This is a genomic window from Peribacillus simplex, assembly GCF_900156045.1.
Lineage (GTDB): Bacteria > Bacillota > Bacilli > Bacillales > DSM-1321 > Peribacillus > Peribacillus simplex_D.
This window is the reverse complement of the sequence record NZ_FTMX01000001.1, coordinates 650853-676705: the sequence shown is the minus strand read 5'-3', so window position 1 is coordinate 676705 and position 25853 is coordinate 650853. Positions and strand designations below refer to the sequence as shown.

The window sequence follows — 25853 nt, the reverse complement described above, 5'->3', positions numbered from 1 at the left end:
CCACAGGCGTTCACGCCGAGGAGGCTCACCGCCCGCCCCGCGGAAAGCGAGCAACTGGAGGGGAAATCAACCACATCGCATTACTAGGTAATATCTACAAAGTATGCGAAAACAGCCTTTTGTAAAGAATGTTGTTTTTAAAACGAAACGATTTAAGGGTGATTGGAGCGGAAGTGTGAGACTCCTGCGGGAGCAGCGGGACAGGTGAGACCCCACAGGCGTTCACGCCGAGGAGGCTCACCGCCCGCCCCGCGGAAAGCGAGCAACTGGAGGGGAAATCAACCACACCACATTACTTGGTAATATCTACAAAGTATGCGAAAACAGCCTATTGAAAACAGAAGTGATTTTGTAGAACAGTTTATCGAATTTGCATCAGCACATTTTTTAACCCCATGTAAAGTATGTAATGGTTTTATTAGTTTTAAGTAATGTTATTGTATTCGCTGTTTCCTTCTCTCTTTTTCGTTGTATGATAGAAAAAAAAGGAGTTTTGGGAATGATTATTCTGCAGTATATTGGAAAAGTTTTTTCATTCATGCATAAGGATATACCAGAAACTCATGTTAAATGCCATGTTTGTGCAGGTACAGGTGCTTACGATATTTATACAGATTGTCTTACCTGTAATGCAAAGGGATTAATTAGTAAAGTTGAGTATAATAGGAGGCTTGAAGAGGGTGAGATTTAAAGAATTTCATGAGGTCGATATATGTAAACCAGAAGCAATATTGGCTATTGCTTCTTTTTTTCGTCCAAAAAGGTGCCGTTTGTCCCTAACAGTACTAGGGTATTTTATGATCAGGGGGGATACATATGACAGCAATTACTCATATTGGATTGGCTGTACCTGATTTGGATGCTGCGATTAAGTGGTATGAGCAGGTGTTGGGTTTCAGGTTATTGGCGGGTCCCTATTCGTTTGATGCAAGTGAGGAGAATGAACATAATATGACGAATGATCTTCTTGGTGATGATGTTAAAAAAATGCGCAATGCACATTTGATGGCGGATCATGGAGTGGGGATTGAGCTTTTTGAGTTTGTGGAGCCGAGGATGCCTAAAGGTGAGAGTCGCGGTTATGAGGGCTTTTTTCATATTTGCTTGATAGCGGATGATATCGAAAAGCTGGCTGATGATATTGCTGCTTCTGGCGGAAGAAAGCGAAGCGATATATGGAATACCTGGGAGAACAAGCCCTATTATTTAATATATTGTGAAGATCCTTTCGGCAATATCATTGAACTTTACAGCCGTAGCACGGAATTGATGTATGGAAATAGAGATTGATATAAGAGCAGCCCCCAATTTGAGTATTGGGAGCTGTTCTTGTTTTTCTATCACTTTTTAACCGTTGTTTTTCTTGATTCGCTTACGTTTTTCGCTTTGTCTTTGGCATAGGTATATAGGTTCTGCCCTGCTTTTTGCTTAGGGATTTTAACCGAGAATGTGCCTTTGGACGTTGCTGTGGCAGAGCCGATCACTTTTTTTGATGCTTTGATGGATACCGTGGAGTTGGCTTCTGCTTTGCCTGTTACTTTTGTCGTTTTTGTAGTTACTGTGTTGACCGTCGGTTTACTTGGAGCTGTTTTGTCTGCGACTGTCACGGTTTTAATCGAGCTAATATTTCCTGCTTTATCGGTTGCTGTAACGGAAAGGACTTTTCCGGCTTTTTGTTTTTTTGACATCGTTACGGTGAAATTCCCTGCGCTGTTGGAATTTGCTTTGCCTAGAACCGTACTGCCAGTTTTGACAGTGACGGAAGATCCCGCTTCCGCTTTGCCGGTTACTTTGACGGTATTGTCACCTACCGTATTTACGGACGGTCTCGCAGGGGCCGTTTTATCTGCCACTTTAAATGAAACGGGTATACTTTTATTTCCCGACCTATCGATTAGCCTCGTAGAGATGGTCGTGCCGGCTGTTTGTTTTGCAATAGTCGCCGTAAACGTTTTTTCGCCATTGATTTTCACTGTGGCGAGTTGTTTGTTAGCGGTATAAATGGAGACCGTCCCCGTTTTAAAATCGGTCGGGATTTTCCCATTGATCTTCGTGTCCTTATCGGATATCGCGGTCACGGCCGGTTTGGTCAGCGTCTTCATCTCGAGTGCTTTTTTGGCATTGACCCGCCCGTTTCCATAGTATATGTCTTTCCCTTTTACACCTAGGTCCATGGCTGAATCATAGAGGCGGTATTCGACCTCCGTTTTGTTGAGTTTAGGCTCATTGGACCAAATCAGTGCCGCTACACCCGCCACCATCGGCGTGGCCATCGATGTTCCGCTCATCCAGCCGTATCTACCATATGGCAAGGTTGAGAGGATATCATCTCCAGGGGCCGCGATATCGACTGTTGAATGGTAGTTGGAATAACTAGGACGCCTGTCCCTTGAGTCAGTGGCAGCAACGGAAATGACGTGGCTGAATGCGGCTGGGTACACACGCTGTACATTTTTCCCCATATCCCCTTCATTCCCGGCAGCCGCGACGATCAATACGCCCTTTTTATAGGCTTCCTGGACGGCCTTGTTCAGGGCCTCCGAATAACTGGTGTCTCCTAAACTCATATTGATGATGTTTGCCTTTTGCTGAACGGCATAATGTATCGCCTCAATGATATCGGCCGTATTGGCATACTCTCCATCAAAAACGTTGATCGGCATTAGTTTAACGTTCGGAGCAACACCCGTTCCGCCTATGCCGTTGTTCGCAGAACCGGCAATGATGCCTGCGATATGTGTTCCATGCGCGCCTTTTGGTACGATATGCTTCCGATTTTTTATCGTATCATAGGCATTGACGATCTTCCCTTTTAATTCTTCGTGGTTGCGATCGATGCCGTCGTCAATGATCGCCACGATCAATTCCTTCGACCCCATAGTTTTTGTCCATGCTGCACTCGTACCAAGTCTTTTATGATGCCATTGGTCTATGTAAGCTGGATCGTTCGGGCTTTCCATCTTCTTGAAAAGATAGTTTGGTTCTGCATATTCCACATTCTTCTGTTCTTCAAGTTCCTCGATCACGTTGTCGGTCGTTTCCCCTTTAGGAACCTCCACCTTCTCTATCAACTCGTTGATCGGCTCATCGTCCGTCTCTTTATATTTGACGATGACACCATCAGATTGCGGGGTCTCTTCTGCAGAAGCAGCATCTGGCTGGTAGATTGGCAGAATCATAAACAGTAATAATACCGGCAGTAAACCCTGAATAATTTTGTGCATACAATCACTCCAAAAAATATGATTAAGAATAGCTATCGATGAGGTTATATCATGATCCAATTCTACTATTATTCCTAACTAGATTGTATACCGTCTGATTTGGATTTACTAACCTTTTTATCTAGTTAAAATAGCTTATTTAAAAACCAAAAAACCGCTATAAATTTGCACTTTGATTTCCACTTCAGGCACTCGCTTTCCGCGGGCGGTCCGGGAGCCTCCTCGACGCTTCGCGCCTGTGGGGTCTCCCTTGGACTCGCTTTTCCCGCAGGAGTCTCGTACCTTCCGTTCCAATCAACTTATTCAGATAAAAACACATTTGTCTAAATAAGGGGCCGAAGCATCTCACCCCGAATTCATGTTTTTTCTTTTTATATGGATAAAACACTAGCTTGAAGAAATTTGCGATACTCCTGCCTTTTTACTGGCTAGCCAAGACACCACAGCCGCTTGCTTTGATGAGGCTTGGCAGACAGTCGGCGGAAAGGGAGCGGATTTCTGAAATCAGCTGGAACTTTTTAAAATAAAAAAACTGCAGGCAAACCCGATTTTCTTCGAGTTTGCCTGCAGTCCATCGCTATAAAGCGGTTTAATGTCCACCTAAATAGGCATTCTTGATTTCTTCGCTTGCGGTCAGTTCCTCTGATTTGCCCGATAGGACAATTCGGCCGGTTTCGACAACATAGGCTCTGTCCGCGATGGATAGTGCTAAGTTGGCATTTTGTTCGACCAGCAGGATCGTTGTACCTGTTTTGTTGATTTCTTCGATGATGTTAAAGATTTGCTTCACCAATAATGGTGCGAGTCCCATCGATGGCTCGTCCAATAACAGGAGCCGGGGCTTGGCCATGAGGGCCCTTCCCATTGCGAGCATTTGCTGTTCCCCGCCGGAAAGGGTTCCGGATTGCTGTTTCAGGCGCTCTAGCAAACGCGGGAATAATTCATAGACTTTCTCCATATCCTGCTTGATGCCTGCCTTATCTTTGCGTAAATAAGCACCAAGCTGAAGGTTTTCTTCAACCGTCATGTTAGCAAAGACACGCCGGCCTTCAGGGACATGGGAGATGCCCATTTTCACGATGGATTGTGCCGCCTTTCCGCCGATGGATTGCCCTTCGTAGATGATTTTCCCTTGTTTTGGTTTTAATAGGCCGGAAATGCTTTTCAGCATCGTGCTTTTCCCGGCACCGTTCGCCCCGATAAGGGTCACGATTTCGCCTTCGTTAATAGAAAGCGAGACTCCTTTCAAGGCTTGAATGTTTCCATAATAGACGTTGATGTCCTCGATTTTTAACATTATGAAACCTCCTCGCCCAGATAGGCCTCGATGACTTTTGGATTGTTACGGATTTCCTCTGGCTTTCCTTGAGCGATCAGTTGTCCGTGATCGAGTACGTATATGCGTTCGCAAACACCCATGACGAGCGGCATATCATGTTCTATCAATAAGACTGTCAAATCGAATTTCTCACGGATGAGGGCAATCAGGTTCATGAGTTCGTGCGTTTCCTGGGGATTCATCCCCGCAGCCGGTTCATCCAGCAAAAGCAGTTTCGGGTTGGCTGCAAGTGCGCGGGCGATTTCCAAACGTCTTTGTTTACCATATGGCAGGTTCTTTGCCTTTTCATCCTTATATTGATCAAGGTTGAAGATCTTCAGGAACTCAATCGCCTTTTCATCCATTTCCTTTTCGCCTTTAAAATGGATCGGCATGCGGAAGATAGAACTTAAGATGCCATGTTTCGAAAGTGAATGATAGGCCACTTTAACATTATCGATCACGGATAGTTCACTGAATAAGCGAATGTTCTGGAATGTCCGGCTGATCCCTTTTTGCGTGATTTTATATGGAGGCAGTTTTCTTAAGTTCTCACCTTCCAAAGAAATGGTGCCTTCTGTCGGGACGTAAACTCCTGTCAGTAAATTAAAGAAAGTTGTTTTTCCAGCGCCGTTCGGCCCGATCAAGCCAATCAGTTCTCCTGGATATAACTCGACGTTAACATCAGAAACGGCTTTAAGCCCTCCGAACTGGATGCCGACTGAATCAACTTTAAGCAGCGGTGTTTTTATTTTTTTCATGGCTGCTTCCTCCTTTACGTTTGAACATGGATGTTAATTCTTTTGTCCCCATTAAACCTTGTGGACGATAGAGCATCATCACGATAAGGACAAGGCTGTAGATGATCATGCGTGTTTCCGGATAATCCTGAAGGAAAGTCGTGACTACCGTCAGTAATATCGCGGCCAATACGGCACCGGAAAGACTTCCAAGACCGCCAAGTACCACTAGGATCAAAATATCGAATGATTTCAGGAACCCGAAATTCGATGGCTGGATGATATAGAAGTTATGAGCGTAAAGCCCTCCAGCAATACCGGCAAAAAAAGCACCGATCGCAAACGCGACAACTTTGTAATACGTCGTGTTGATCCCCATCGAATCGGCAGCCGTCTCGTCCTCGCGGATCGATATGCAGGCCCTTCCGTGGGTCGAGCTAGTAAAGTTCCGGATGACGATGATCGTAACGATGACTGAAGCGAATACCCACGGCCAAGTGGTCAAATGGGAAACCTGCATGCCGCTCGCCCCGCCGACATAATCGATATTCAAAAGCATGATCCGGACGATTTCCCCAAAACCGAGGGTCGCAATCGCCAGGTAGTCACCCTTTAAGCGTAAGCTTGGAATTCCGATGATCAATCCGGCCAACGCTGACGCCAAACCGCCGACTATCAATGCCGCATAAAATGGCATTTCCAGCTTCATCGTCATAACGGCCGAAGCATAGGCACCGACGGCCAGGAATCCGGCATGTCCGATGGAGAACTGCCCGGTTATCCCGATGATCAAGTGCAGGCTCGCTGCCAGAATGATATTGATCCCGATGAACATGAGCGTATTTTGATAAAAAGGATTTAGCGATCCGCCGCCGATTAACACTTGAACTACGGCGAAAAAGATCAATGATAGTGAAATCGAGAGCCAAAAACCTTTTGCTCGCTTAATTGTAGTCATTGCTTTGTCTCCCCTATACTTTTTCTTTTTTGTTTTTACCGAATAAGCCTTGTGGCATGAAAATCAAGATAAGAATCAGTACGACGAAGGCTACAGCATCACGCCATAATGAGTAACCGGCGGCACTGACTAAAGCTTCGATGACACCTAGCAATAGGCCACCGACCATAGCGCCTGGTATAATCCCGATCCCTCCAAGTACGGCGGCAACGAATGCCTTCAATCCCGGAAGCACACCCATGAGCGGCTCGATCTTAATATAGTAAATACCGAAAATGACGCCCGCTGCCCCAGCCAATGCGGAACCGATTGCAAAGGTGGCAGAAATCGTATTATCGACATTTATTCCCATCAGCTTAGCTGCATCCGCATCGAAGGAAACGGCACGCATCGCTTTTCCTATTTTTGATTTATGAACGATGATTTGAAGGATGATCATTAGAACTACGGCCACTCCAAAAATCAAAACCGATTGACTATTGATGGAAACTCCAAAAATATCGAACTTTTCTGTCGGCAATACATCATTCGGATAAGCTTCCGGCTGTGCACCGCGGACGTAGATGAATCCGTATTCGATCAAAAGGGAAACACCGATGGCCGTGATAAGGGCAGCAATCCGTGTTGCGTTACGCAATGGCTTGTACGCGATACGCTCGATCAAAACCCCGAACAGCGCACAGACCGTCATCGAGATTAATAGGGCGGGAATGAATGACAGATCCAGAACCGTTATCGAGTAAAACCCCACGAATGAGCCGACCATGAATACATCGCCATGTGCGAAGTTTATCAATTTAACAATCCCGTAAACCATCGTATATCCGAGAGCGATAAGGGCATAAATACTTCCTAGTGAAACCCCGTTTATTAACTGTTGTATCAATTCCATGTTCGACTCTCCTTGAAAATCTAATTTTATGAGTGATTTGTCCAGACTCTTTTCATTCCGAATTGGGGAAGTTCAGCGACCTGGTATGCTTTGAAAATGAGAATTCGCCAGCACCTTCATATTGACGAAGGGCCGGCGAAAAGGTTGGAGTTTTTCTCCGAAATTAAGGATTGATTTTTGTGTTGAATACTTGTTTTCCTTCTTTAAATTCAAGGATCGTAGCGGATTTGATTGGATTATGTTTTTCATCCAATGTGAATGTACCCGTTACAAGCTCAAGGTCCGCCGTTTTTTCCAGCGCTTCCTTGATTTTTTCTGAATCCGCTGAACCAGCACGTTTAATAGCGTCTGCAAGGAAGTATCCTGTGTCATATCCTAGAGCGTTAAATGCATCCGGGGATTTATCTTTGTACTTCGCTTTAAACGCTGACACAAAATTCTGAATTTTCTCATCAGGGTCACCTGAAGAATAATGGTTCGTGATGAACGTGTTATTTAGAGCTTTTGCACCGGCAATTTCAACTAGCTTAGGAGAATCCCAGCCGTCGCCGCCCATGAATGGTACGTCAAGTCCAGTTTCGCGTGCCTGCTTCACGATCAGACCAGCTTCCTCATAGTAACCAGGAAGGAAAATGAAATCAGGTTTTGCCGATTTCAAACGAGTCAATGTGGAACGGAAATCAGTATCCTTCGCAATGTAAGCTTCCTCAGCCACGATCTTTCCGCCATTTTTTTCGAATTGTTCTTTAAAGGCTGCGGCTAACCCTTTTGAATAATCACTTGCGCTGTCAATATAGATGGCTGCACTTTTCGCTTTGATTTCTTTAGTGGCGAAGTTCGCAGCTACCGTCCCTTGGAACGGATCGATGAAGCTTGTCCGGAAAATGTAATCGTTCAATTTATCCTTGCTGAAAGTGATTTCAGGGCTTGTACCAGATGGTGAGATGACCGGCACTTTATTATCTTGGGCAATCTGTACTTGTGCAATCGAGTTCGTGCTTGTCGCTGCACCGACGATCGCTGCAACCTGATCTTGTGATGTCAGCTTGATCGCTCCGCTTGTCGCTTCAGACGCTTCAGATTTATTATCGACTTTTATAAGTTTGATTTTTTTACCGTCAATGCCTTCTTTATTGATTTCTGCAGTCGCAAGCTCCAGGCCTTCTGCAATCGATTGTCCATATGAGGCTACGCCGCCAGATAATTCAAGGTTGACACCGATCTTGATCGTATCTCCATCCCCGCTTGATTTTTCTGATGAACCAGAGCCGGAACAACCAGCCAGCACTCCTGCTGCAAGTGTCAGAGAAAGGAATGCACCTGCTAACTTTTTCTTTTTCATAAATAATCCCCCTTTTGTAATCAAGCTCTGATGCATGAATATTTATTCAAGATGCCTCAGAAAAAATTGATTAGATGAAATGTTGCAAATTAAATTAATATTTCGAAAAATAGTTTACCGCATAATTTTCATTCCGTCTATACAATAATTGTGAGAAGATTTCGCTAAATAGGATATTTTTCTCAGAGGGTACTATATCATTTTTATCTTTATATATTTTAAATATTGCGAAAATAGGCGGTATAATCAGAAAAAACTGATAATTTAATTATATTGATATTGTAAATTCTTTATTTATTGCTCAAAAAATTTTATTCATTCCCTTATTCTTTTCATCCTATTACTTACATTTTTACCAAAATACAAGTATATTGATAGGGAATTAAACCCAGTTTTTTCGTTGTTTTTTAGTCTTAATTCCTATATCAAAATTGAATAATACTATACTGGATGTATAAAATCATGCATGAATATCACCCACTTTTATCTTCCTGTATATTATGCATATCTCGATCAACAATAAAAAAACCGCCAAACGGCGGTTCCCGGTTCAATGGCCTCCTAAATAGGCCATTTTTATTTCTTCACTTGATGTGAGTTCATCGGCATTGCCCGAGAGGACGATTCGGCCCGTTTCAACGACATAAGCCCGATCTGCAATGGATAGAGCAAGGTTGGCGTTTTGCTCGACCAAAAGGATCGTTGTACCAGACTCACTGATTTCCTGGATGATATTGAATATTTGCTTCACCAGGAGCGGTGCAAGGCCCATCGAAGGTTCATCGAGCAATAATAAACGTGGTTTTGCCATTAAAGCCCTGCCCATTGCAAGCATCTGCTGTTCTCCGCCTGAAAGCGTGCCAGCCTGCTGTTTGATTCTCTCCAGCAGTCTTGGAAATAACTCATAGACCTTTTTCATGTCTTTATTAATGTTCTCTTTGTCTTTTCGCAAATAGGCCCCAAGCTCCAGGTTTTCGGCAACCGTCATGTTAGCAAACACACGGCGCCCTTCAGGTACATGGGATATACCCATTTTCACGATGGACTGTGCAGCTTTTCCTCCTATCGTATCTCCTTCGAACAGAACTTTTCCTTGCTTTGGTTTTAACAGACCGGAAATCGTTTTGAGCAACGTGCTTTTTCCCGCTCCGTTCGCCCCGATCAAAGTCACGATTTCCCCCTCGTTTATCTCCATGGAAACCCCTTTTAGCGCTTGGATATTGCCATAATAAACATTGATGTCCTCTATCTTCAGCATCAGGAAACCTCCTCCCCTAAATAAGCCTCAATAACCTTTGGATCGTTGCGGATTTCTTCCGGCTTTCCGTGGGCGATAAGCTGTCCATGATCAAGGACATATATCCGTTCGCAAACCCCCATGACCAGTGACATATCGTGTTCGATGAGCAAAACGGTAAGGTTGAATTCCCTCCGGATAAAAGCAATGAGGTTCATCAATTCTTTCGTTTCATGCGGGTTCATCCCGGCTGCGGGTTCATCCAGTAAAAGAAGTTTCGGGTTGGCGGCAAGAGCACGGGCAATTTCCAGCCGCCTTTGCTGTCCGTATGGAAGATTCTTCGCTTTTTCATCCTTAAAGTGGTCAAGGTTGAATATCCTCAAGAATTCCAGTGCCTTTTCATTCATTTCCTTTTCCCCGGAAAAATGTCCAGGCACCCGGAATATGGAGCTTGCAATTCCATGCTTGGCAAGCGAGTGGTAAGCAACCTTCACGTTATCGATCACGGATAACTCACTGAAGAGGCGAATATTTTGAAAGGTCCTCGAAATCCCTTTTCGGGTAATTTTATATGGCGGCTGCTTATTCAGGTTTTCCCCGTTCAAGGCAATCGTTCCTTCTGTAGGGACATACACACCCGTCAATAAATTGAAGAAGGTCGTTTTCCCGGCTCCATTCGGTCCTATCAAACCTACTAGTTCCCCTGGAAATAATTCGACGTTCACATCGGATACCGCTTTCAATCCGCCAAAACGGATACCCACCGAATCTACTTTAAGCAACGGTATTGTGGCTTCCATCCTTTGGGCCCCCTTTCGTTTTTTTATGTGTGAACAATGATGTGATTTCTCTTGTTCCCATTAAACCCTGCGGGCGGAAAATCATCATCAGGATCAGGACTAGACTGTAGATGATCATCCTCGTTTCCGGATAATCCTGAAGGAATGTCGTCACGATCGTCAATAGAATTGCGGCTAAAACCGAGCCTGAAAGACTTCCAAGACCGCCAAGTACGACGAAAATCAGTATATCGAAGGATTTCAGGAAACCGAAATTCGATGGCTGGATAATATAAAAATTATGGGCATAAAGCGATCCGGCAATTCCGGCAAAAAAAGCTCCAATGACGAAAGCCGCCACTTTATAATAGGTCGTATTGATTCCCATCGCATCAGCCGCCGTTTCATCTTCCCTTACGGATATGCATGCACGCCCGTGAGTCGAATTCGTGAAATTCCTGATGACTAGGACGGTGATCATGACACAGGCGAAAACCCATGGCCAAGTGGTCAGGTGGGATACCTGCATCCCGCTTGCCCCTCCTACATAGTCAATATTCAAAAGGACGATCCTGACAATTTCCCCAAATCCAAGGGTAGCTATCGCCAGGTAATCCCCCTTCAGACGCAAGCTGGGTATCCCGATGACCATTCCCGCAACAGCGGCGATGACGCCCCCAGCCAATACAGCTATGATGAAAGGAAGTTCCAGCTTCATTGTCATGACTGCGGAGGCATAGGCCCCTACCGCTAAAAAACCTGCATGCCCGATCGAGAACTGCCCGGTTATTCCAATGATTAAATGAAGGCTCGTCGCCAGCATGATATTGATGCCGATGAACATGAGCGTGTTGATATAAAATGGATTAAGGATACCGTTTGAAATGGTGTACTGCATGATTCCGAAAAAAATAAGTGCGAGCACGATCGAGAGCCAAAAACCCTTTGAATTCTTTAAAGTAGTCATCGCCATGTCTCCCCTATACTTTTTCTCTTTTATTTTTACCGAACAGTCCCTGCGGCAAGAAAATCAAAATCAAGATAAGTACGACGAAAGCCACACCATCGCGCCATAATGAGTAACCGGCTGCACTGACCAAAGCTTCGATCACTCCAAGCAGCAGACCGCCGACCATCGCTCCCGGAATGATGCCGATGCCGCCCAAGACGGCTGCAACAAATGCTTTAAGGCCAGGAAGGACACCCATCAACGGTTCGATTTTAATATAGTAGATTCCAAAAATGACACCTGCCGCCCCTGCCAGGGCCGAACCTATGGCGAACGTAGCTGAAATCGTATTATTCACATTGATTCCCATCAGCTTTGCCGCTTCGGAATCGAATGAAACGGCGCGCATCGCTTTGCCGATTTTGGTTTTATGGACAACGAATTGTAGGATGATCATTAATATGATGGAAACAGATAAGATCAATATCGATTGACTGCTGATGGAAACTCCAAATATATCGAGTTTATCCATCGGAAGGACATTATTTGGATAGGCTTCCGGCTGCGCGCCCCGGATGTAAATCAGCCCATTTTCTATCAGAAGGGAAACACCGATGGCCGTTATCAAGGCCGCAATCCGTGTTGCATTACGAAGGGGTTTATAAGCAATGCGTTCAATTAAAACGCCAAAGATGGCACATGTGACCATCGAAAGCAATAAAGCCGGGATGAAGGATAAGTCCATTACGGTAATGGCGTAAAACCCTACAAATGAACCGACCATGAATACGTCGCCATGGGCGAAGTTTATGAGCTTGACGATTCCATATACCATCGTATAACCAAGAGCGATCAAAGCATAAATGCTTCCGAGTGAAATGCCATTTACCAATTGCTGAATCAGTTCCATATTGCACTCTCCCCGTTAAGGTGTTTTTTAAGTGAATATAGAATAGGGGGAACTTGCCCCCTATCCACGTAAGGTATTATGGATTGATTTTTGTCTTGAACGTTTGTTTGCCATCTACATATTCCAGGATGGTCGCCGATTTGATCGGATCATGATTTTCATCAAGGTTCAGTGTTCCGGAAACTAATTGAAGATCTTTGACATCTTCCAATGCTTGTCTGATTTTTTCGGGAGAAGCATCTCCAGATCTCTTGATGGCATCGGCCAGGTAGTACCCAGTGTCATAACCAAGTGCAGCAAATGCATCCGGTGTTTTATCGTATTCCTTTTCGAAGGCTGCAACGAAATCCTGGATTTTGGCATCTTCATCTTCCGGGGAATAGTGATTCGTGATATACGTATTTTTTAAAGCATCCGCTCCGGCAATTTCAACGACCTTCGGGGAATCCCAGCCGTCCCCACCCATGAATGGAAGGTCTATGCCGTCTTCACGTGCCTGTTTTAAGATCAATCCGACTTCTTCATAATAACCAGGAAGGAAAACGAACTCCGGTTTTGCGGATTTGATACGTGTCAATGTAGAGCGGAAATCAGTATCTTTCGTTACATAAGCCTCTTCCGCGACGATTTTACCGCCCTTGGCAGTGAACGCTTCTTTAAAAGCTGCGGCCAGTCCTTTAGAATAATCACTTGCGCTATCCACATAGATCGCAGCCGTCTTCGCATCTATTTCGTCAGATGCGAAATTGGCTGCCACCGTACCTTGGAATGGATCGATAAAGCAAGTTCTGAACACATAATCATTTAATTTTCCAGCTTTGTTGGTAATGTCGGGATTTGTTGCAGTTGGTGTGAGTAGAGGAACTTGATTATCCTGTGCGACTTGAACCTGTGCCAATGTATTCGTGCTTGTCGCAGATCCGACTACAGCCACAACCTTGTCCTGGCTGACTAACTTGATCGAACCGCTTGTAGCTTCTGCTGCATCTGATTTATTATCAACCTTAACGATTTCCAGTTTTTTACCGTTGATGCCCTCTTTATTAATCTCATCGATGGCCAGTTTCAAACCATCTGCAGCCGATTGGCCGAATGATGCCGTACCTCCGGACAATTCAAGGTTGGCCCCAATTTTAATCGTGTCACCCGATTTTGATGAACCCCCGCCTGAACTGCTAGTTTTCGAGTCGCCGCTACATCCTGCCAGCGCCCCTGCAACCAATGAAAGTGATAGAAACACTCCTGCTAGCTTTTTCTTCTTCATTTGAAACCCCCTTGTTTTGTGTGTTCTTTTAAACAAATAGAATATCTGAATAAAAATAATATTCTGAAAATAGTTTATCTCATTCTTTCGACCCCGTCTATATGATATGGATAAAAAAGTTACTAAAAGGAATATCTGCTATTCGGCACAAAAAAACTGACCCTTTATAGAGTCAGTTGTTTTTTATCAATCACTTACACGGCGAACTTCAATATCTTTCAATATATCATTGATCACCCAGCTTGCTGCAATTAAACCCGCTACGGATGGTACGAAAGCATTCGAGGACGGAGGCATTTGGGCTTTACGGATTTTTGCCTCATCATTGCCGACTTCTTTTCGGACATCCTCACGAATGACAATAGGGCTCTCGTCGGAGAAAACAACGGGAATTCCCTTTGTTATGCCCTCTTTACGCAATCTAGTACGAATGACCTTGGCAAGCGGATCGGTATGCGTTTTGGAGATATCGGCAATTTGAAAACGTGTCGGGTCCATCTTATTAGCGGCCCCCATGCTTGAAATCACCTTGATATTCCGTTTCAGGCATTCCTTCATCACATGCATCTTATAAATGACCGTATCCGATGCATCAATGACATAGTCCAGGCCATAACTGAAGAATTCTTCAAACGTCTCTTCTGTATAGAACATTTTAAGAGCGATCACTTCGCAGTCGGGATTGATGTCTTGAATGCGATTTTTCATCAATTCCGCTTTCGGTTGACCGACTGTTGATAATAGAGCATGGATCTGCCTGTTTACATTCGTGATGTCGACATCGTCTTTATCCACAAGAATAATACGGCCTACCCCGGTACGTGCCAATGCTTCGGCTGAAAATGAACCAACGCCTCCAACACCCAGGACAGCAACGGTCGTATTTTTCAGAATATCGATTCCTTCCTTGCCAATTGCCAATTCATTTCGTGAAAACTGATGCAGCATATATATTCAACTCCAATAAATTCTGTTCTTATTTAGTTTCCCAATTAACAATATATCATAAACATCATTAATGACAAGCTAAATATGAGCAGTCTAATCGGAATTGGGGCACTAGGTCATTTTTGATAATTTTTGAATGACGGTTGCCAATAGGAGGGTCCTTTCCGTCAGGCTTGGAATTTCCAAATACTCCTCTTCACTATGTGCATTCCCTCCAATGGGCCCTAGTCCATCCACTGTCGCGATTCCCATATCAGACGTGATGGAAGCATCCGAACCTCCACCTGTGGCCGTATCCGTGATTTCGATGCCGATTTCCTTCCCTGCCTGACGGATCGTCTCTAAAAGCAAGTTCGTTTTCTCATTCTTTTCCATCGGAGACCGGTCCATTTTCCCGCTCAATGTCGTTTTCGTTCCTGAAATATAGGTTTCAGCACAGATTTTTTTCAGTTGCTTGAGGATGATGCCTTCCTGCCTTTTTTCCGAAATCCGCACATCCACAAAAGCAGCCGCATGGGAAGCGATCGTATTAACAGCGGAACCTCCCTCAATCATGCCGACATTAACGCTGATTCCTTTCTGTTGATCATTCAAGCGGTGTAAGGCGATGATCTTATGGGCCAATTCTTCAATTGCACTTCGTCCCTTTTCGGGCTCTATCCCTGAATGGGCGGCCACCCCGACGATATCCACTTTAAACTGACCGCAGCCCCTTCTTGCCGTGACAAGCGAACCGTCCGTCCTAGCCGGTTCAAGAATTAACGCGAACTTCTTATTGGCCGCTTTTTCCGAGATGAGTGAAGCGGAGGACGGAGACCCGACCTCCTCATCACTATTAAGAATGATTTGGATATGCTTATAGCCTGTCTGTCCCGTCTGTTTCAAGCAAAGGATCGCATAAAAAAGCTCAACCAAACTGGACTTCATATCCGCTACACCAGGACCGTATGCCCGGCTACCTTTCACTATAAAAGGACGTTTTTGCGCTGTGCCTTCCGGAAAAACCGTATCCATATGGGCGACGACCAGAATATGCGGTTGATGCGCATCACGATGCTGGATGACCAGCTGATTGCCATGATTCTGTTGCTCAACGGTATTCACAATAAAATCAAGACTTTCAAATTTTGTTTTTAAAATCGAACCAATTTCATCAATACCCTTTTTCGTATGAGAACCACTATCTATATTCACTAGCCGCTCCACTAACTGAAGCATCTCCATCCTCTTTGCATACAATAAATCTTTCAAAGCCCTCACTACTTTCTATCCTTGGCTGACTATCGCTCAACCTTACTATAATTTACGAATCTATATTGCGGAATGTTACTTAAATGAGAATATTTGAAGTTTATTCGATGGTTTTTTTGGTTTTTTCGTTAGCTTGGGGTATTTATTCGTGAGTTTGGCGTGTTTACTCGTGAGTTTAGCGTGTTTACTCGTGAATTTGGCGTGTTTACTCGTGAATTTGGCGTGTTTACTCGTGAGTTTGGCGTATTTACTCGTGAATTTAGGCTATTTACTCGTGAATTTGGGGTATTTACTCGCGAATTAATCCATCAAGTTTATAAACTCTATTTTTAAATTGCCCCGAATAAGGCAATTCCAGTGCAGAGAGCATCCTTTGCATGATATCAATTGAATCGATTTGTAAAAAGAGCCGTGCTTGTTTATTTGTTATATTGGGTTTTATGAGGAGAGCAAAATCACGAAGAGTTTGAATGTGGGCATCTTTCGCGGCGTAAGAACATTGACTGCATGACCATTTGCCCCAGTGATATTGCATATGGGGAGCAGAGCATTCAGGACATTGAACGCTTTTGAGCAGATCTTTCTCATCAATTTGATACAATTCGAGTATATCAGGATTATGCGGAGTGTTTTTATGCAAAATCGTGTTCGAAAGTCTATTGCTCTGCCTTTGGGTTAATTGCTCAGAAGGATACTTTTCTTCAAGGGTGTGAATTTTGGTTATCAGGGTTTCTTTTCCCGTGATTTTTTTGAAAATGGGGGCAAAACCTGGGGTAGTCCTGATGATGGTATTCGAGTTTGCATTGGCAATGAGCGTTTCAATCGGCAGCGAGGGGAATTTGTGAAAAGTAAGCCAATCTTTTAATCGGGATTTTTGCACGTCAACCTGGATTAGCGGATCCAGATATGCCTGTTCCTGTCCATCTTTTGTCCGAATCAATTGGGGATAGGTGCGGTCAAAATAGAGCGTTCCCGCAAAATTTTTCACTTCAATGATGATACAGTAATTCCGGGTGAATATTAGGAAATCCATTTGAAAATAACGGCTCCCATCGGGGCTTAATCTCAAATCATGAAATACACAATATTCTTTCGGAAGATTCTTCAGCTCTTTTCCGATACTCCGCTCCCCGTTATATCCTATACGGATTTTCTGGAAGTCGTTCCTGATTCTTTCCTGTTTTGGATGATTTGCTGGGAGCCTCCTGCTTAATGCCTCCAGTTTGAGCATTTTCATAGGCATTTCACACGGTTTTAGCATCCATACATCAACTCCTTCTCCTTTAGCTTCTATGTAAATGCCCTTTTTTCCTGCCAGGATCTGAAATCAGACGTTTTACCGTGAATTTGCTTTGTTTAATTCATGAGATTTGTAGCTTACTCGTGAATTTGCACCATTTACTCGTGAATTCGAGCCTATTTCAACGCACAAAAAAACCCATGTTGTTTAACATGAGTTGCTTTGTAAGGTGTAAGAGTCCCAATTGTGCCGTTTACGCCTTTGTTTTGAACCCGCTCTCCGCAGGTGGGTGCTCGGTTCCTCGCGTCTGTAAGTCCTCTTCGAGGGAGGCTTTTACGCGGCCAGGAAACTAGTGCTCCCGGTAACTATAAGTGTTCGGTCAAAACTTATAGGTTAAAGAACGAACACATCAGGACTCTTACTTATTGAAGACATCATATCATAATGCTTAACTCTGTTTCAAGAAAAAACACCTAGGTATTTTTTCATATTTTTTCCAAAAAAATTATTTTTTAAGTGCTGCAAGTCTTAGGTTCAGTTCAGCCAATTGCTTGTCACTTACAGTACTCGGTGCGTCAACGAGCAGGTCGCTTGCGCTTGCTGTTTTCGGGAACGCGATGGTGTCGCGAAGGTTCGTGCGGCCTGCGAGCAGCATGACCATGCGGTCCAATCCAAGAGCAATCCCACCGTGTGGAGGTGTTCCGTATTCGAATGCATCCATTAGGAAGCCGAATTGTGCGTTTGCTTCTTCTTCGGAGAATCCAAGTACTTTGAACATTTTTTCCTGAACGTCGCGTTCGAATATCCGCAGTGATCCGCCGCCAAGTTCGTAGCCGTTCAAGACAAGGTCATATGCTTGTGCACGTACGCTTGCTGGGTCTGATTCCAGTTTGTCCATGTCTTCACGGAATGGCATTGTGAATGGATGGTGTGCTGCATAGTAGCGTCCTTCTTCTTCGTCATATTCAAATAGTGGCCAGTCCGTCACCCATAGGAAGTTGAATTTGCTTTGGTCGATCAAGCCTCTTTCTTTACCAAGCTTGTTGCGAAGTGCTCCAAGTGCATCGGCTACGATGCCTTTCTTATCCGCTACGAATAAGATTAAATCGCCCACTTCAGCTTCCAATGCAGATACTAATTGCTCTTGATCTTCTGCGAAGAATTTGGCGATCGGCCCTTTTACGCCGTCTTCTTCAACTTTCAGCCATGCAAGGCCTTTTGCACCGTAAATCGCTGCAAATTCAGCCAATGCATCGATATCTTTACGGGAATAGTCCGCATTTCCGTCCTTAACGACGATCGCCTTAACTTGTCCGCCGTTTGCAACAGCGCCGGTGAACACTTTGAAATCACTGTCTTTGACGATTTCGGAAACATCTTTAAGTTCCATTCCGAAACGTGTATCCGGTTTGTCGGAACCGTAACGGCTCATTGCTTCATTGTAGGTCATTCTAGGGAATGGCAGTGTTACGTCCAATCCTTTTACGTCTTTCATCACTTTAGCCATCATGTTTTCAGCTGTGTTAATGATATCTTCTTGGCTCATGAAGCTTGTTTCAATATCGATTTGCGTGAATTCAGGCTGTCTGTCAGCACGTAAGTCTTCATCACGGAAACAGCGGGCAATTTGATAATAACGTTCGAAACCTGATACCATCAATAGCTGCTTGAAGATTTGCGGTGACTGCGGAAGCGCATAGAACTCACCTTCGTGTACACGGCTAGGCACTAAATAATCACGTGCTCCTTCAGGTGTACTTTTGGTTAAAATAGGTGTTTCGATATCAAGGAAGCCTTCACCGTCCAAGTAGTCACGGATCGCTTTTGTTGTTTGGTTACGCATTTTCAGCGTTTCGAACATCGCTGGACGACGAAGGTCCAAATAACGATATTTCAAGCGGATGTCTTCTGACACATCCGTTCTTTCATCAATGATGAATGGAGGGGTCTTTGCTTCGTTTAAAATTGTAACGTTTTCAGCTTGAACTTCGACCGTTCCTGTTGTTACGTTCGGATTGAAGTTGGCTTCATCACGTTTGATGACTGTCCCTTGGATATCAAGGACGTATTCATTACGGATCTTTTCGGCTGTGGCCAGCGCTTCTGCCGAGATGTCCGGATTGAAAACGACTTGGACGACTCCGCTTCTGTCACGAAGGTCGATAAAGATGACCCCGCCCAAATCCCGGCGTTTTTGTACCCAACCTTTTAATGTTACTTTTTCACCAATTGCTGCTTCTGTCACTTCACCATTGAAGTATGTTCTGCCAAACATGGTATTTCCCCCTTAAGCCTGTAGCTTTTTGAATTGTTCAACGAATGTAGCAAGTTCCACTTGGACTTGTTCTCCAGTTTCCATGAACTTCACATTGATTTTATTATTTGCCAATTCATCATCCCCGAGTGTCGCCACATATCTTGCTTCGAGGCGGTCGGCTGATTTGAATTGTGCTTTCACTTTACGGTCTTGATAGTCTTTTTCGACGGTGAAACCAGCATTCCGCAATTGATGGGCAAGTTTGACGGTATAATCCTTGGCTGTTTCACCTAATGAGACAAGATAGCAGTCAATTCCCTTTTTGATCGGAAGCTCGATGTTTTCTGCTTGGAGGGCAGCAATCAGACGTTCAATGCTTAGTGCAAAGCCGATTCCCGGTGTTTCCGGTCCGCCAAGTTCTTCAGACAGCCCGTTATAACGGCCGCCTCCGCAAAGGGTAGTGATGGCGCCAAAGCCTTCTGCATCACTCATGATTTCAAATGCGGTATGATTATAGTAATCCAAGCCCCGCACCAGGGTCGGATCTTCGACGAAATCGATTTCCAAATCGGTTAAGTGCTGTTTCACCTTTTCGAAATAGATACGGGATTCATCATTTAAATATTCAATGATGGAAGGGGCCGTGCTCATCAATTCGTGATCGTGATCCTTTTTGCAATCAAGGATACGCAAAGGATTTTTTTCGAGACGGTTTTGGCAATCGCCGCAAAACTCGCCGATGCGCGGTTCGAAATGCTTGATTAACGCATTGCGATGCGCTGTCCGGCTTTCCTTATCACCAAGGCTGTTGATCACAAGTTTCAGCTTTTTCAAACCAAGTTCCTTGTAAAGGTTCATCGCAAGTGACAGAACCTCTGCATCGATTCCTGGATCCTTACTTCCTAAAGCTTCAATGCCGAATTGAACGAACTGGCGGAACCGACCTGCTTGCGGACGTTCGTAACGGAACATCGGCCCGATATAATAAAGCTTGACCGGTTGATTGGCCCACCCGAACATTTTGTTCTCGATATATGACCGTACAACCGATGCAGTGCCTTCCGGACGAAGGGTTAAGTTCCTTTCACCGCGATCTTGAAATGAATACATTTCTTTTTGTACGATATCGGTTGTATCCCCTACACCGCGTAAAAATAATTCCGTATGCTCAAAAATCGGTGTGCGGATTTCTTTATATTGGTAACGGTGACAAATCTCACGCGCCGTGTTCTCGATGTACTGCCAAATTTCCGTTTGGCCAGGCAATAAATCCTGGGTACCTCTAGGAATCTGAATAGACATGTGTGTTTCCTCCTTTAAAGCAAGACGCCCTTTCTGATACGGCGCTATACTGATTTTTTCCAAACAAAAAACTCCCGCCCCTTGTAACTTATCCGTTACAAGGGACGAGAGTTTGGATATCCCGTGGTGCCACCCTAGTTGAAGCACAAAAAAGTGCCCCCGCTCAAGAACAGTTAACGCCTGTTTTACGTCCATCTCCTATTAAGTAAATCCGTTCGGAGTGAAGCCTACGGAGGGTTCTTTCATTAAGTCATCATGTGGAATGCTTTCAGCCTCGGCATTTCCTCTCTTTTCATGTGTTTCTTAATTACTCTTCTCCATCATTGGTTATTGCAGTAATAAGTCTGATATTTTATAATCATACGGACGTTAACATCAAATGTCAAGGCAGTCTGAGGATTTTGTCGCATTTTATTGGTTCAAACGTTTTTTCAAATTTTTGATCGTCCGGACATTGACTCCGAATTCGGATGCCAATTCAACATGGTTTGCGCTTTGTTCCTTTTGAATGAAATCGTGAAAATCGACACCCAGTACTTGATTGCCTCCGCTTAAGCTCGTTTGATCTTTTTCGCTGAATTTCATGTGGTTCCCTCCTAGAGTTATATAAGCTCTATTCTTTCCTAAAAAAAATGTTTTTTGCACAGGGAAAGAGGGAAATTTTCATTGAAAGAGAATACATACATATAGCATTAAAAGGGAGAGACAACTTATGAAGAAGAAATCGGGTTTATTCGGCCTGACACTGATGCTGATATTATCAGCGATTTTCCCCGTCAATCACGCTTTTGGAAAAGATGAAGGGGAAAATATCGTGACGACCCAAGTGGTCAATGTCCGTGAAGGTGCAGGACTCAGTTTCCCTATCGTAAAAAAACTGGAAAAAGGGGAATCGTATCCCATTCTGAATGAAGATGGCGACTGGATCGAAATCCGGATCGGCGCCGGCAAAACGGGATGGGTTGCCAATTGGTTAGTGGAGAAACAAACGGGGTCTGATACCAATCAGGTCAAAAAGGAAGCCGGACAAGGTGTGATAACAGGCAGCTCCGTCCGTGTCCGTACAGGTCCCGGCACTACATTTCAAACGGTTGGATCCTTGAGTAAAGGAACGGCTGTTGACATCATTGAAAAGAATGAAAATTGGATTAAGGTCAACACGGCTGATATCGAAGGCTGGGTCTCTTCTGACTACTTGAAGCTTCCCGAAGCATCAGGAAATGCAGCGAAGAAAGATTCAACCAAGAAAAAAGAAACGAATCAATCCGTAAAAACCGGTGTAACTTTGGTGGACCGGCTCAATGTCCGTTCGGAACCATCGACAAGCAGTGCCTCACTCGGAAAGCTGAATGTAAATACGTCAGTGACCGTTTACAGGGTTGAAAATGAATGGGCTGAAATTGATTTCCAAGGAGTCCGCGGTTGGGTAGCTGAACCTTACATACAAGTAAACGAAGATAAAGATGATATGAAAAATGCTACGGCAGGCGCCACTGCAAGGGTGACCGCTACGGGTTTAAATGTCAGGAAAGAAGCCTCTCTCTCAAGCAAGGTCATCGGTTCGGTGAACAAGGATGAGACTTACGCCGTGCTGCAAACAAAGGGAAATATGACACAGATAAAGCTCTCCGGTTCAAAAAAGGGCTGGGTCGTGAGTTGGTACCTTGAAAAGGAGAATGTTGAACAAGCGGCGAAGGAAAAAAAGGTTGATGTAAAAGGAAACAAGATTACCATCATTCATGATGGTACGATCCTTAGAAGTGGGCCTGATGGCAACTCAGAGATTGTCGAGCAGGCCAATGCAGGTGAAACGTTCTCCGCATCTGGTATGGAAGGCGACTGGTATTCCCTTAAACTTAAGGGCGGAAAAACAGCTTATGTGGCCGGATGGATCGTGACGGTCGAAGGGAATCCCGAGCAGATCCAACGGCCTGGCGTTGAGAAATACTTAAAGGATAAAACCATTGTGATCGATCCCGGCCATGGCGGCAGGGATAGCGGTACAATCGGCGCCGGTGGAACACTTGAGAAAAACCTGACGACTCGAACGGCAGAATTGCTGCGGGACAAACTTCAGGCGGCAGGAGCTAAAGTGCTCCTGACCAGAAGCGGAAATACCTATGTTCCACTCCCTTCCCGGGTCAGCACTTCACATATACATAACGCGGATGCTTTCATCAGCCTCCATTATGATAGCACCAAGGACCAGATCACCAGCGGGATAACAACATACTACTATCATGACTATCAGCGTGCATTGGCGGCTACACTGGCCAATTCACTCGGTTCTACGATGCAGGTGCCCAATCGTGGATCACGTTACGGGAATTTTCATGTCATCCGTGAAAATAAACGGGTAGCTACACTCATTGAACTAGGTTATTTAAGTAATCCAGTGGAAGAATTGACGTTAACATCAAATGAATATCAAGAAAAAATCACATCGGCCATTTACAATGGATTGGCGCGATACTTTAAATAAGCAGAAAAGCCAGCTTCGCATCGAAGCTGGCTTTTCTGCCCTTACCCCAACAAAAAAAACCTGCCGCAGCAGGTCATTTCTTGCTTTCAAGTATTAATGTAACGGGACCGTCATTAGTAAGCTGAACATCCATCATGGCACCAAATTGACCTGTTTCCGTATGGATGCCTCTTTTGCGGAGTTCCTCGTTGAATGCTTCATATAATTCATTCGCCTCTTCAGGACGGGCGGCGTCCATGAAATTGGGTCGACGGCCTTTACGGCAATCGCCGTATAAGGTGAATTGTGAAACTGATAAAATCGAACCTCCCACATCCAATAGTGAATGGTTCATCTTTTCATTTTCATCTTCAAATATTCTTAGATTGACAATCTTATCGGCCAAATAGGCGGCGTCATCGATGGTATCACCATGTGTTATACCAACCAACAGGACGAGCCCGCTGTCGATTTGCCCGATTATTTGGTCTGCGACAACGACTTTTGCCGCTTTGGAACGTTGTAAAACAACACGCATGGCAATAAAAACTCCTTAGTTCATTATCCTTCTGACGGAATAAACATCCGAAATTTGCTTAATACGGTCGACGACCTTTTGTAAATGGGCAATGTTATGAATATAGATCGACATGTGAATGGTCGCCACCTTATTCCTGTCGGATTTACCCGAGACCGCTGAAATGTTGGTCTTGGTTTCATTGACGGCTTGCAGCACTTCGTTTAATAAGCCGCGACGGTCATAGCCGCTGATTTCAATTTCAACGATGTATTCCTTGCGTTCGTTGATCGTACTTTCCCATTCAACCGGTACGAGGCGATGATCGGCTTCCCCGCTATCCAGGTTCGGGCAATCTTGTCTATGAACTGAAACTCCACGGCCTTTGGTTATATAACCAACGATTTCGTCCCCTGGTACTGGGTTGCAACAGCGTGATAAACGGATAAGCAGGTTATCAATCCCCGGTACCTGTACGCCTGAGTCACGTTTTTTAGATGTATTGGAGAAGGTTTTCAGATCGGCTACCGCTTCAGAAATATCCGCTTCTTGCTCGACCATTTTCTGCTTACGCCATTTTTCGGTCAGGCGGTTAGCTACCTGAAGGGCTGTTATTCCGTTATATCCGACTGCTGCATACATATCCTCTTCATTCAGGAAGTTGAATTTATCCGCAACACGCCTGATATTCTCGGCAGCCAGGATTTCCTTCAGGTCGAACTCCATATCCTTGATTTCCTTTTCAACAAGCTCTTTGCCTTTTTCGATATTTTCTTCCCGGCGCTGCTTCTTGAAAAATTGGCGGATTTTATTTTTCGCTTGAGATGTTTGCGTTAGCTTAAGCCAATCCTGACTTGGGCCATATGAATGCTTCGATGTTAAGATTTCTATGATGTCGCCAGTTTTCAGTTTATAATCCAGCGGTACCATTTTCCCGTTCACTTTGGCACCAATCGTTTTATTTCCGATTTCCGAGTGAATCCGGTAAGCGAAATCAATCGGGTTGGATCCTGATGGCAGTTCGATGACATCGCCTTTTGGAGTGAAAATGAATACCATATCAGAAAAGAGATCTATTTTAAGGGATTCCATGAATTCCTCGGCATTAGTCGCATCATCCTGGAATTCAAGAATTTCCCGGAACCATGTCAATTTTTCTTCCAGTGAAGGCTGTTCACCGACATCTTTTCCCTCTTTATAAGCCCAGTGCGCAGCAACCCCGAACTCGGCAATGCGATGCATATCGGAAGTACGGATCTGCACTTCCAGCGGATCGCCTTTCGGTCCGATCACCGTCGTATGAAGTGATTGATACATATTCGGCTTCGGCATCGCGATATAGTCTTTGAATCGGCCAGGCATCGGCTTCCAGCATGTATGGATGATCCCTAAAACGGCATAGCAATCTTTTATGCTATTGACGACGATCCGAACTGCAAGCAAATCATAAATTTCGCTGAACTGTTTATTCTGCAAAGCCATTTTGCGATAAATGCTGTATATATGTTTCGGCCTGCCGGATAGGTCAGCCTTAATGTTGACTTCCTCAACGTTTTTACGCACTTCATCAATGACTTCTTCCAGATAGTTTTCACGTTCTGCACGCTTTTTCTTCATCAGGTTGACGATTCGGTAATACTGCTGAGGATTCAAATACCTTAGTGCAGTATCTTCCAGTTCCCATTTAATCGTGCTGATACCAAGACGATGGGCAAGCGGTGCGAAGATTTCCAACGTTTCGTTCGATATCCTTCTCTGCTTTTCCTGCGGCAGATGCTTCAATGTCCGCATATTATGCAGTCTGTCCGCGAGCTTGATCAAGATGACCCGTATATCCTGGGCCATCGCCACGAACATTTTCCGATGATTTTCCGCCTGTTGCTCCTGCTGTGACTTGTATTTGATTTTCCCTAACTTGGTCACGCCATCCACAAGCATGGCGACTTCAGGACTGAAATTTTCTTCAATATCCTTTAAAGTGATCTCCGTGTCTTCAACAACATCATGTAAAAAACCTGCCGCAATGGTTGCAGGGTCCATTTCAAGATCAGCCAGAATGCCCGCTACTTGAATCGGATGAATAATATACGGCTCTCCCGATTTACGGAATTGTTCTCGGTGAGCATACTCTGCATACTTAAACGCTCTATGGATAAATTCAGCTTCTTCCGGCTGAAGATATAAGCTGGCCCGTTCCACAACCTGCTCGGCAGTCAATATTTGATCATTAGCCATTTAATCACCTTAACCCCACTTTAACTGCC

23 protein-coding genes, 1 other RNA gene and 1 other annotated feature are annotated in these 25853 nt (G+C 44.5%); of the genes, 4 read left to right on the top strand and 20 right to left on the bottom strand.

The window, feature by feature from the left end; genetic code table 11:
* The first annotated feature begins 499 nt into the window (after window positions 1-499).
* Complete coding sequence (locus BW986_RS03205) at window positions 500-691, top strand: hypothetical protein (protein ID WP_048681418.1); 192 nt, start codon at window positions 500-502, stop codon at window positions 689-691.
* A gap of 125 nt (window positions 692-816) precedes the next feature.
* Window positions 817-1290: a VOC family protein gene (locus tag BW986_RS03200; RefSeq protein WP_076365050.1), complete on the top strand. Its 474-nt coding sequence runs from the start codon at window positions 817-819 to the stop codon at window positions 1288-1290.
* A gap of 50 nt (window positions 1291-1340) precedes the next feature.
* Here BW986_RS03200 and BW986_RS03195 read toward each other — a convergent pair whose 3' ends face one another.
* Window positions 1341-3224, bottom strand: a complete 1884-nt coding sequence (locus tag BW986_RS03195) for a S8 family peptidase (protein ID WP_076365048.1) — start codon at window positions 3222-3224, stop codon at window positions 1341-1343.
* Window positions 3225-3616: 392 nt separating this feature from the next.
* Here BW986_RS03195 and BW986_RS30590 point away from each other — a divergent pair, with 392 nt between their 5' ends.
* Window positions 3617-3751, top strand: a complete 135-nt coding sequence (locus BW986_RS30590) for a hypothetical protein (protein WP_260320682.1) — start codon at window positions 3617-3619, stop codon at window positions 3749-3751.
* A gap of 62 nt (window positions 3752-3813) precedes the next feature.
* Here BW986_RS30590 and BW986_RS03190 read toward each other — a convergent pair whose 3' ends face one another.
* From BW986_RS03190 to BW986_RS29985, 17 genes are all read right to left on the bottom strand, one after another.
* Window positions 3814-4521, bottom strand: coding sequence for an ABC transporter ATP-binding protein (locus BW986_RS03190; protein ID WP_076365046.1), 708 nt, complete (start codon window positions 4519-4521; stop codon window positions 3814-3816).
* The gene (locus BW986_RS03185) at window positions 4521-5303 is read right to left on the bottom strand and encodes an ABC transporter ATP-binding protein (RefSeq protein ID WP_034308746.1); all 783 of its coding nucleotides are present in this window, start codon (window positions 5301-5303) and stop codon (window positions 4521-4523) included. Before BW986_RS03185 ends, BW986_RS03190 begins: the two co-directional genes overlap by 1 nt.
* Window positions 5275-6240, bottom strand: coding sequence for a branched-chain amino acid ABC transporter permease (locus tag BW986_RS03180; protein WP_076365044.1), 966 nt, complete (start codon window positions 6238-6240; stop codon window positions 5275-5277). The genes BW986_RS03185 and BW986_RS03180 overlap by 29 nt, the downstream gene beginning before the upstream one ends.
* Window positions 6241-6253: 13 nt before the next feature.
* Entirely contained in the window at window positions 6254-7132 is an 879-nt protein-coding gene (locus BW986_RS03175) for a branched-chain amino acid ABC transporter permease (protein ID WP_076365042.1), read from the bottom strand.
* Between the two features lie 163 nt (window positions 7133-7295).
* Complete coding sequence (locus BW986_RS03170) at window positions 7296-8474, bottom strand: ABC transporter substrate-binding protein (RefSeq protein ID WP_076365040.1); 1179 nt, start codon at window positions 8472-8474, stop codon at window positions 7296-7298.
* Between the two features lie 550 nt (window positions 8475-9024).
* Entirely contained in the window at window positions 9025-9732 is a 708-nt protein-coding gene (locus BW986_RS03165) for an ABC transporter ATP-binding protein (RefSeq protein WP_076365038.1), read from the bottom strand.
* Window positions 9732-10511: an ABC transporter ATP-binding protein gene (locus BW986_RS03160; RefSeq protein WP_076365036.1), complete on the bottom strand. Its 780-nt coding sequence runs from the start codon at window positions 10509-10511 to the stop codon at window positions 9732-9734. The genes BW986_RS03165 and BW986_RS03160 overlap by 1 nt, the downstream gene beginning before the upstream one ends.
* Window positions 10486-11457: a branched-chain amino acid ABC transporter permease gene (locus BW986_RS03155; RefSeq protein WP_076365034.1), complete on the bottom strand. Its 972-nt coding sequence runs from the start codon at window positions 11455-11457 to the stop codon at window positions 10486-10488. Before BW986_RS03155 ends, BW986_RS03160 begins: the two co-directional genes overlap by 26 nt.
* Window positions 11458-11470: 13 nt before the next feature.
* A complete protein-coding gene (locus BW986_RS03150) occupies window positions 11471-12349 on the bottom strand; it encodes a branched-chain amino acid ABC transporter permease (protein WP_076365032.1) in 879 nt (292 codons plus the stop codon).
* Between the two features lie 76 nt (window positions 12350-12425).
* Window positions 12426-13613 (bottom strand): ABC transporter substrate-binding protein, encoded by a 1188-nt coding sequence (locus BW986_RS03145; RefSeq protein WP_076365030.1) that lies wholly within the window; start codon window positions 13611-13613, stop codon window positions 12426-12428.
* A gap of 186 nt (window positions 13614-13799) precedes the next feature.
* Window positions 13800-14561 (bottom strand): tRNA threonylcarbamoyladenosine dehydratase, encoded by a 762-nt coding sequence (locus BW986_RS03140; RefSeq protein ID WP_076365028.1) that lies wholly within the window; start codon window positions 14559-14561, stop codon window positions 13800-13802.
* Window positions 14562-14672: 111 nt separating this feature from the next.
* Complete coding sequence (locus tag BW986_RS03135) at window positions 14673-15821, bottom strand: M20 family metallopeptidase (protein WP_311316525.1); 1149 nt, start codon at window positions 15819-15821, stop codon at window positions 14673-14675.
* A gap of 280 nt (window positions 15822-16101) precedes the next feature.
* The gene (locus BW986_RS03130; protein WP_076365026.1) at window positions 16102-17073 is read right to left on the bottom strand and encodes an NERD domain-containing protein; all 972 of its coding nucleotides are present in this window, start codon (window positions 17071-17073) and stop codon (window positions 16102-16104) included.
* A gap of 212 nt (window positions 17074-17285) precedes the next feature.
* A non-coding RNA gene (ssrS, locus tag BW986_RS03125) (6S RNA) lies at window positions 17286-17471 on the bottom strand.
* 86 nt (window positions 17472-17557) lie between these two features.
* Entirely contained in the window at window positions 17558-19327 is a 1770-nt protein-coding gene (gene aspS, locus BW986_RS03120) for an aspartate--tRNA ligase (protein WP_076365024.1), read from the bottom strand.
* Between the two features lie 12 nt (window positions 19328-19339).
* A complete protein-coding gene (gene hisS, locus BW986_RS03115) occupies window positions 19340-20611 on the bottom strand; it encodes a histidine--tRNA ligase (RefSeq protein WP_076365022.1) in 1272 nt (423 codons plus the stop codon).
* Between the two features lie 97 nt (window positions 20612-20708).
* Window positions 20709-20944 (bottom strand) — a binding site (T-box leader).
* A gap of 78 nt (window positions 20945-21022) precedes the next feature.
* Entirely contained in the window at window positions 21023-21196 is a 174-nt protein-coding gene (locus BW986_RS29985) for a hypothetical protein (protein WP_179085992.1), read from the bottom strand.
* 127 nt (window positions 21197-21323) lie between these two features.
* Here BW986_RS29985 and BW986_RS03110 point away from each other — a divergent pair, with 127 nt between their 5' ends.
* Window positions 21324-23093, top strand: coding sequence for an N-acetylmuramoyl-L-alanine amidase family protein (locus tag BW986_RS03110; RefSeq protein WP_076365020.1), 1770 nt, complete (start codon window positions 21324-21326; stop codon window positions 23091-23093).
* Window positions 23094-23166: 73 nt separating this feature from the next.
* Here the strand turns inward: BW986_RS03110 and dtd are convergent, their stop codons facing one another.
* Together dtd and BW986_RS03100 are read right to left on the bottom strand one after the other, a co-directional pair.
* Entirely contained in the window at window positions 23167-23610 is a 444-nt protein-coding gene (gene dtd, locus BW986_RS03105; RefSeq protein ID WP_076365018.1) for a D-aminoacyl-tRNA deacylase, read from the bottom strand.
* A 15-nt stretch (window positions 23611-23625) separates the two neighbouring features.
* Window positions 23626-25824: a RelA/SpoT family protein gene (locus BW986_RS03100; RefSeq protein ID WP_076365016.1), complete on the bottom strand. Its 2199-nt coding sequence runs from the start codon at window positions 25822-25824 to the stop codon at window positions 23626-23628.
* Window positions 25825-25853: the final 29 nt, after the last annotated feature.

Coding starts and splice junctions, on each gene's coding strand:
- BW986_RS03205 (WP_048681418.1), top strand. CDS start 500: ATGATTATTCTGCAGTATATTGGAAAAGTTTTTTCATTCATGCATAAG.
- BW986_RS03200 (WP_076365050.1), top strand. CDS start 817: ATGACAGCAATTACTCATATTGGATTGGCTGTACCTGATTTGGATGCT.
- BW986_RS03195 (WP_076365048.1), bottom strand. CDS start 3,224: ATGCACAAAATTATTCAGGGTTTACTGCCGGTATTATTACTGTTTATG.
- BW986_RS03190 (WP_076365046.1), bottom strand. CDS start 4,521: ATGTTAAAAATCGAGGACATCAACGTCTATTATGGAAACATTCAAGCC.
- BW986_RS03185 (WP_034308746.1), bottom strand. CDS start 5,303: ATGAAAAAAATAAAAACACCGCTGCTTAAAGTTGATTCAGTCGGCATC.
- BW986_RS03180 (WP_076365044.1), bottom strand. CDS start 6,240: ATGACTACAATTAAGCGAGCAAAAGGTTTTTGGCTCTCGATTTCACTA.
- BW986_RS03175 (WP_076365042.1), bottom strand. CDS start 7,132: ATGGAATTGATACAACAGTTAATAAACGGGGTTTCACTAGGAAGTATT.
- BW986_RS03170 (WP_076365040.1), bottom strand. CDS start 8,474: ATGAAAAAGAAAAAGTTAGCAGGTGCATTCCTTTCTCTGACACTTGCA.
- BW986_RS03165 (WP_076365038.1), bottom strand. CDS start 9,732: ATGCTGAAGATAGAGGACATCAATGTTTATTATGGCAATATCCAAGCG.
- BW986_RS03160 (WP_076365036.1), bottom strand. CDS start 10,511: ATGGAAGCCACAATACCGTTGCTTAAAGTAGATTCGGTGGGTATCCGT.
- BW986_RS03155 (WP_076365034.1), bottom strand. CDS start 11,457: ATGACTACTTTAAAGAATTCAAAGGGTTTTTGGCTCTCGATCGTGCTC.
- BW986_RS03150 (WP_076365032.1), bottom strand. CDS start 12,349: ATGGAACTGATTCAGCAATTGGTAAATGGCATTTCACTCGGAAGCATT.
- BW986_RS03145 (WP_076365030.1), bottom strand. CDS start 13,613: ATGAAGAAGAAAAAGCTAGCAGGAGTGTTTCTATCACTTTCATTGGTT.
- BW986_RS03140 (WP_076365028.1), bottom strand. CDS start 14,561: ATGCTGCATCAGTTTTCACGAAATGAATTGGCAATTGGCAAGGAAGGA.
- BW986_RS03130 (WP_076365026.1), bottom strand. CDS start 17,073: ATGCTAAAACCGTGTGAAATGCCTATGAAAATGCTCAAACTGGAGGCA.
- aspS (WP_076365024.1), bottom strand. CDS start 19,327: ATGTTTGGCAGAACATACTTCAATGGTGAAGTGACAGAAGCAGCAATT.
- hisS (WP_076365022.1), bottom strand. CDS start 20,611: ATGTCTATTCAGATTCCTAGAGGTACCCAGGATTTATTGCCTGGCCAA.
- BW986_RS29985 (WP_179085992.1), bottom strand. CDS start 21,196: ATGAAATTCAGCGAAAAAGATCAAACGAGCTTAAGCGGAGGCAATCAA.
- BW986_RS03110 (WP_076365020.1), top strand. CDS start 21,324: ATGAAGAAGAAATCGGGTTTATTCGGCCTGACACTGATGCTGATATTA.
- dtd (WP_076365018.1), bottom strand. CDS start 23,610: ATGCGTGTTGTTTTACAACGTTCCAAAGCGGCAAAAGTCGTTGTCGCA.
- BW986_RS03100 (WP_076365016.1), bottom strand. CDS start 25,824: ATGGCTAATGATCAAATATTGACTGCCGAGCAGGTTGTGGAACGGGCC.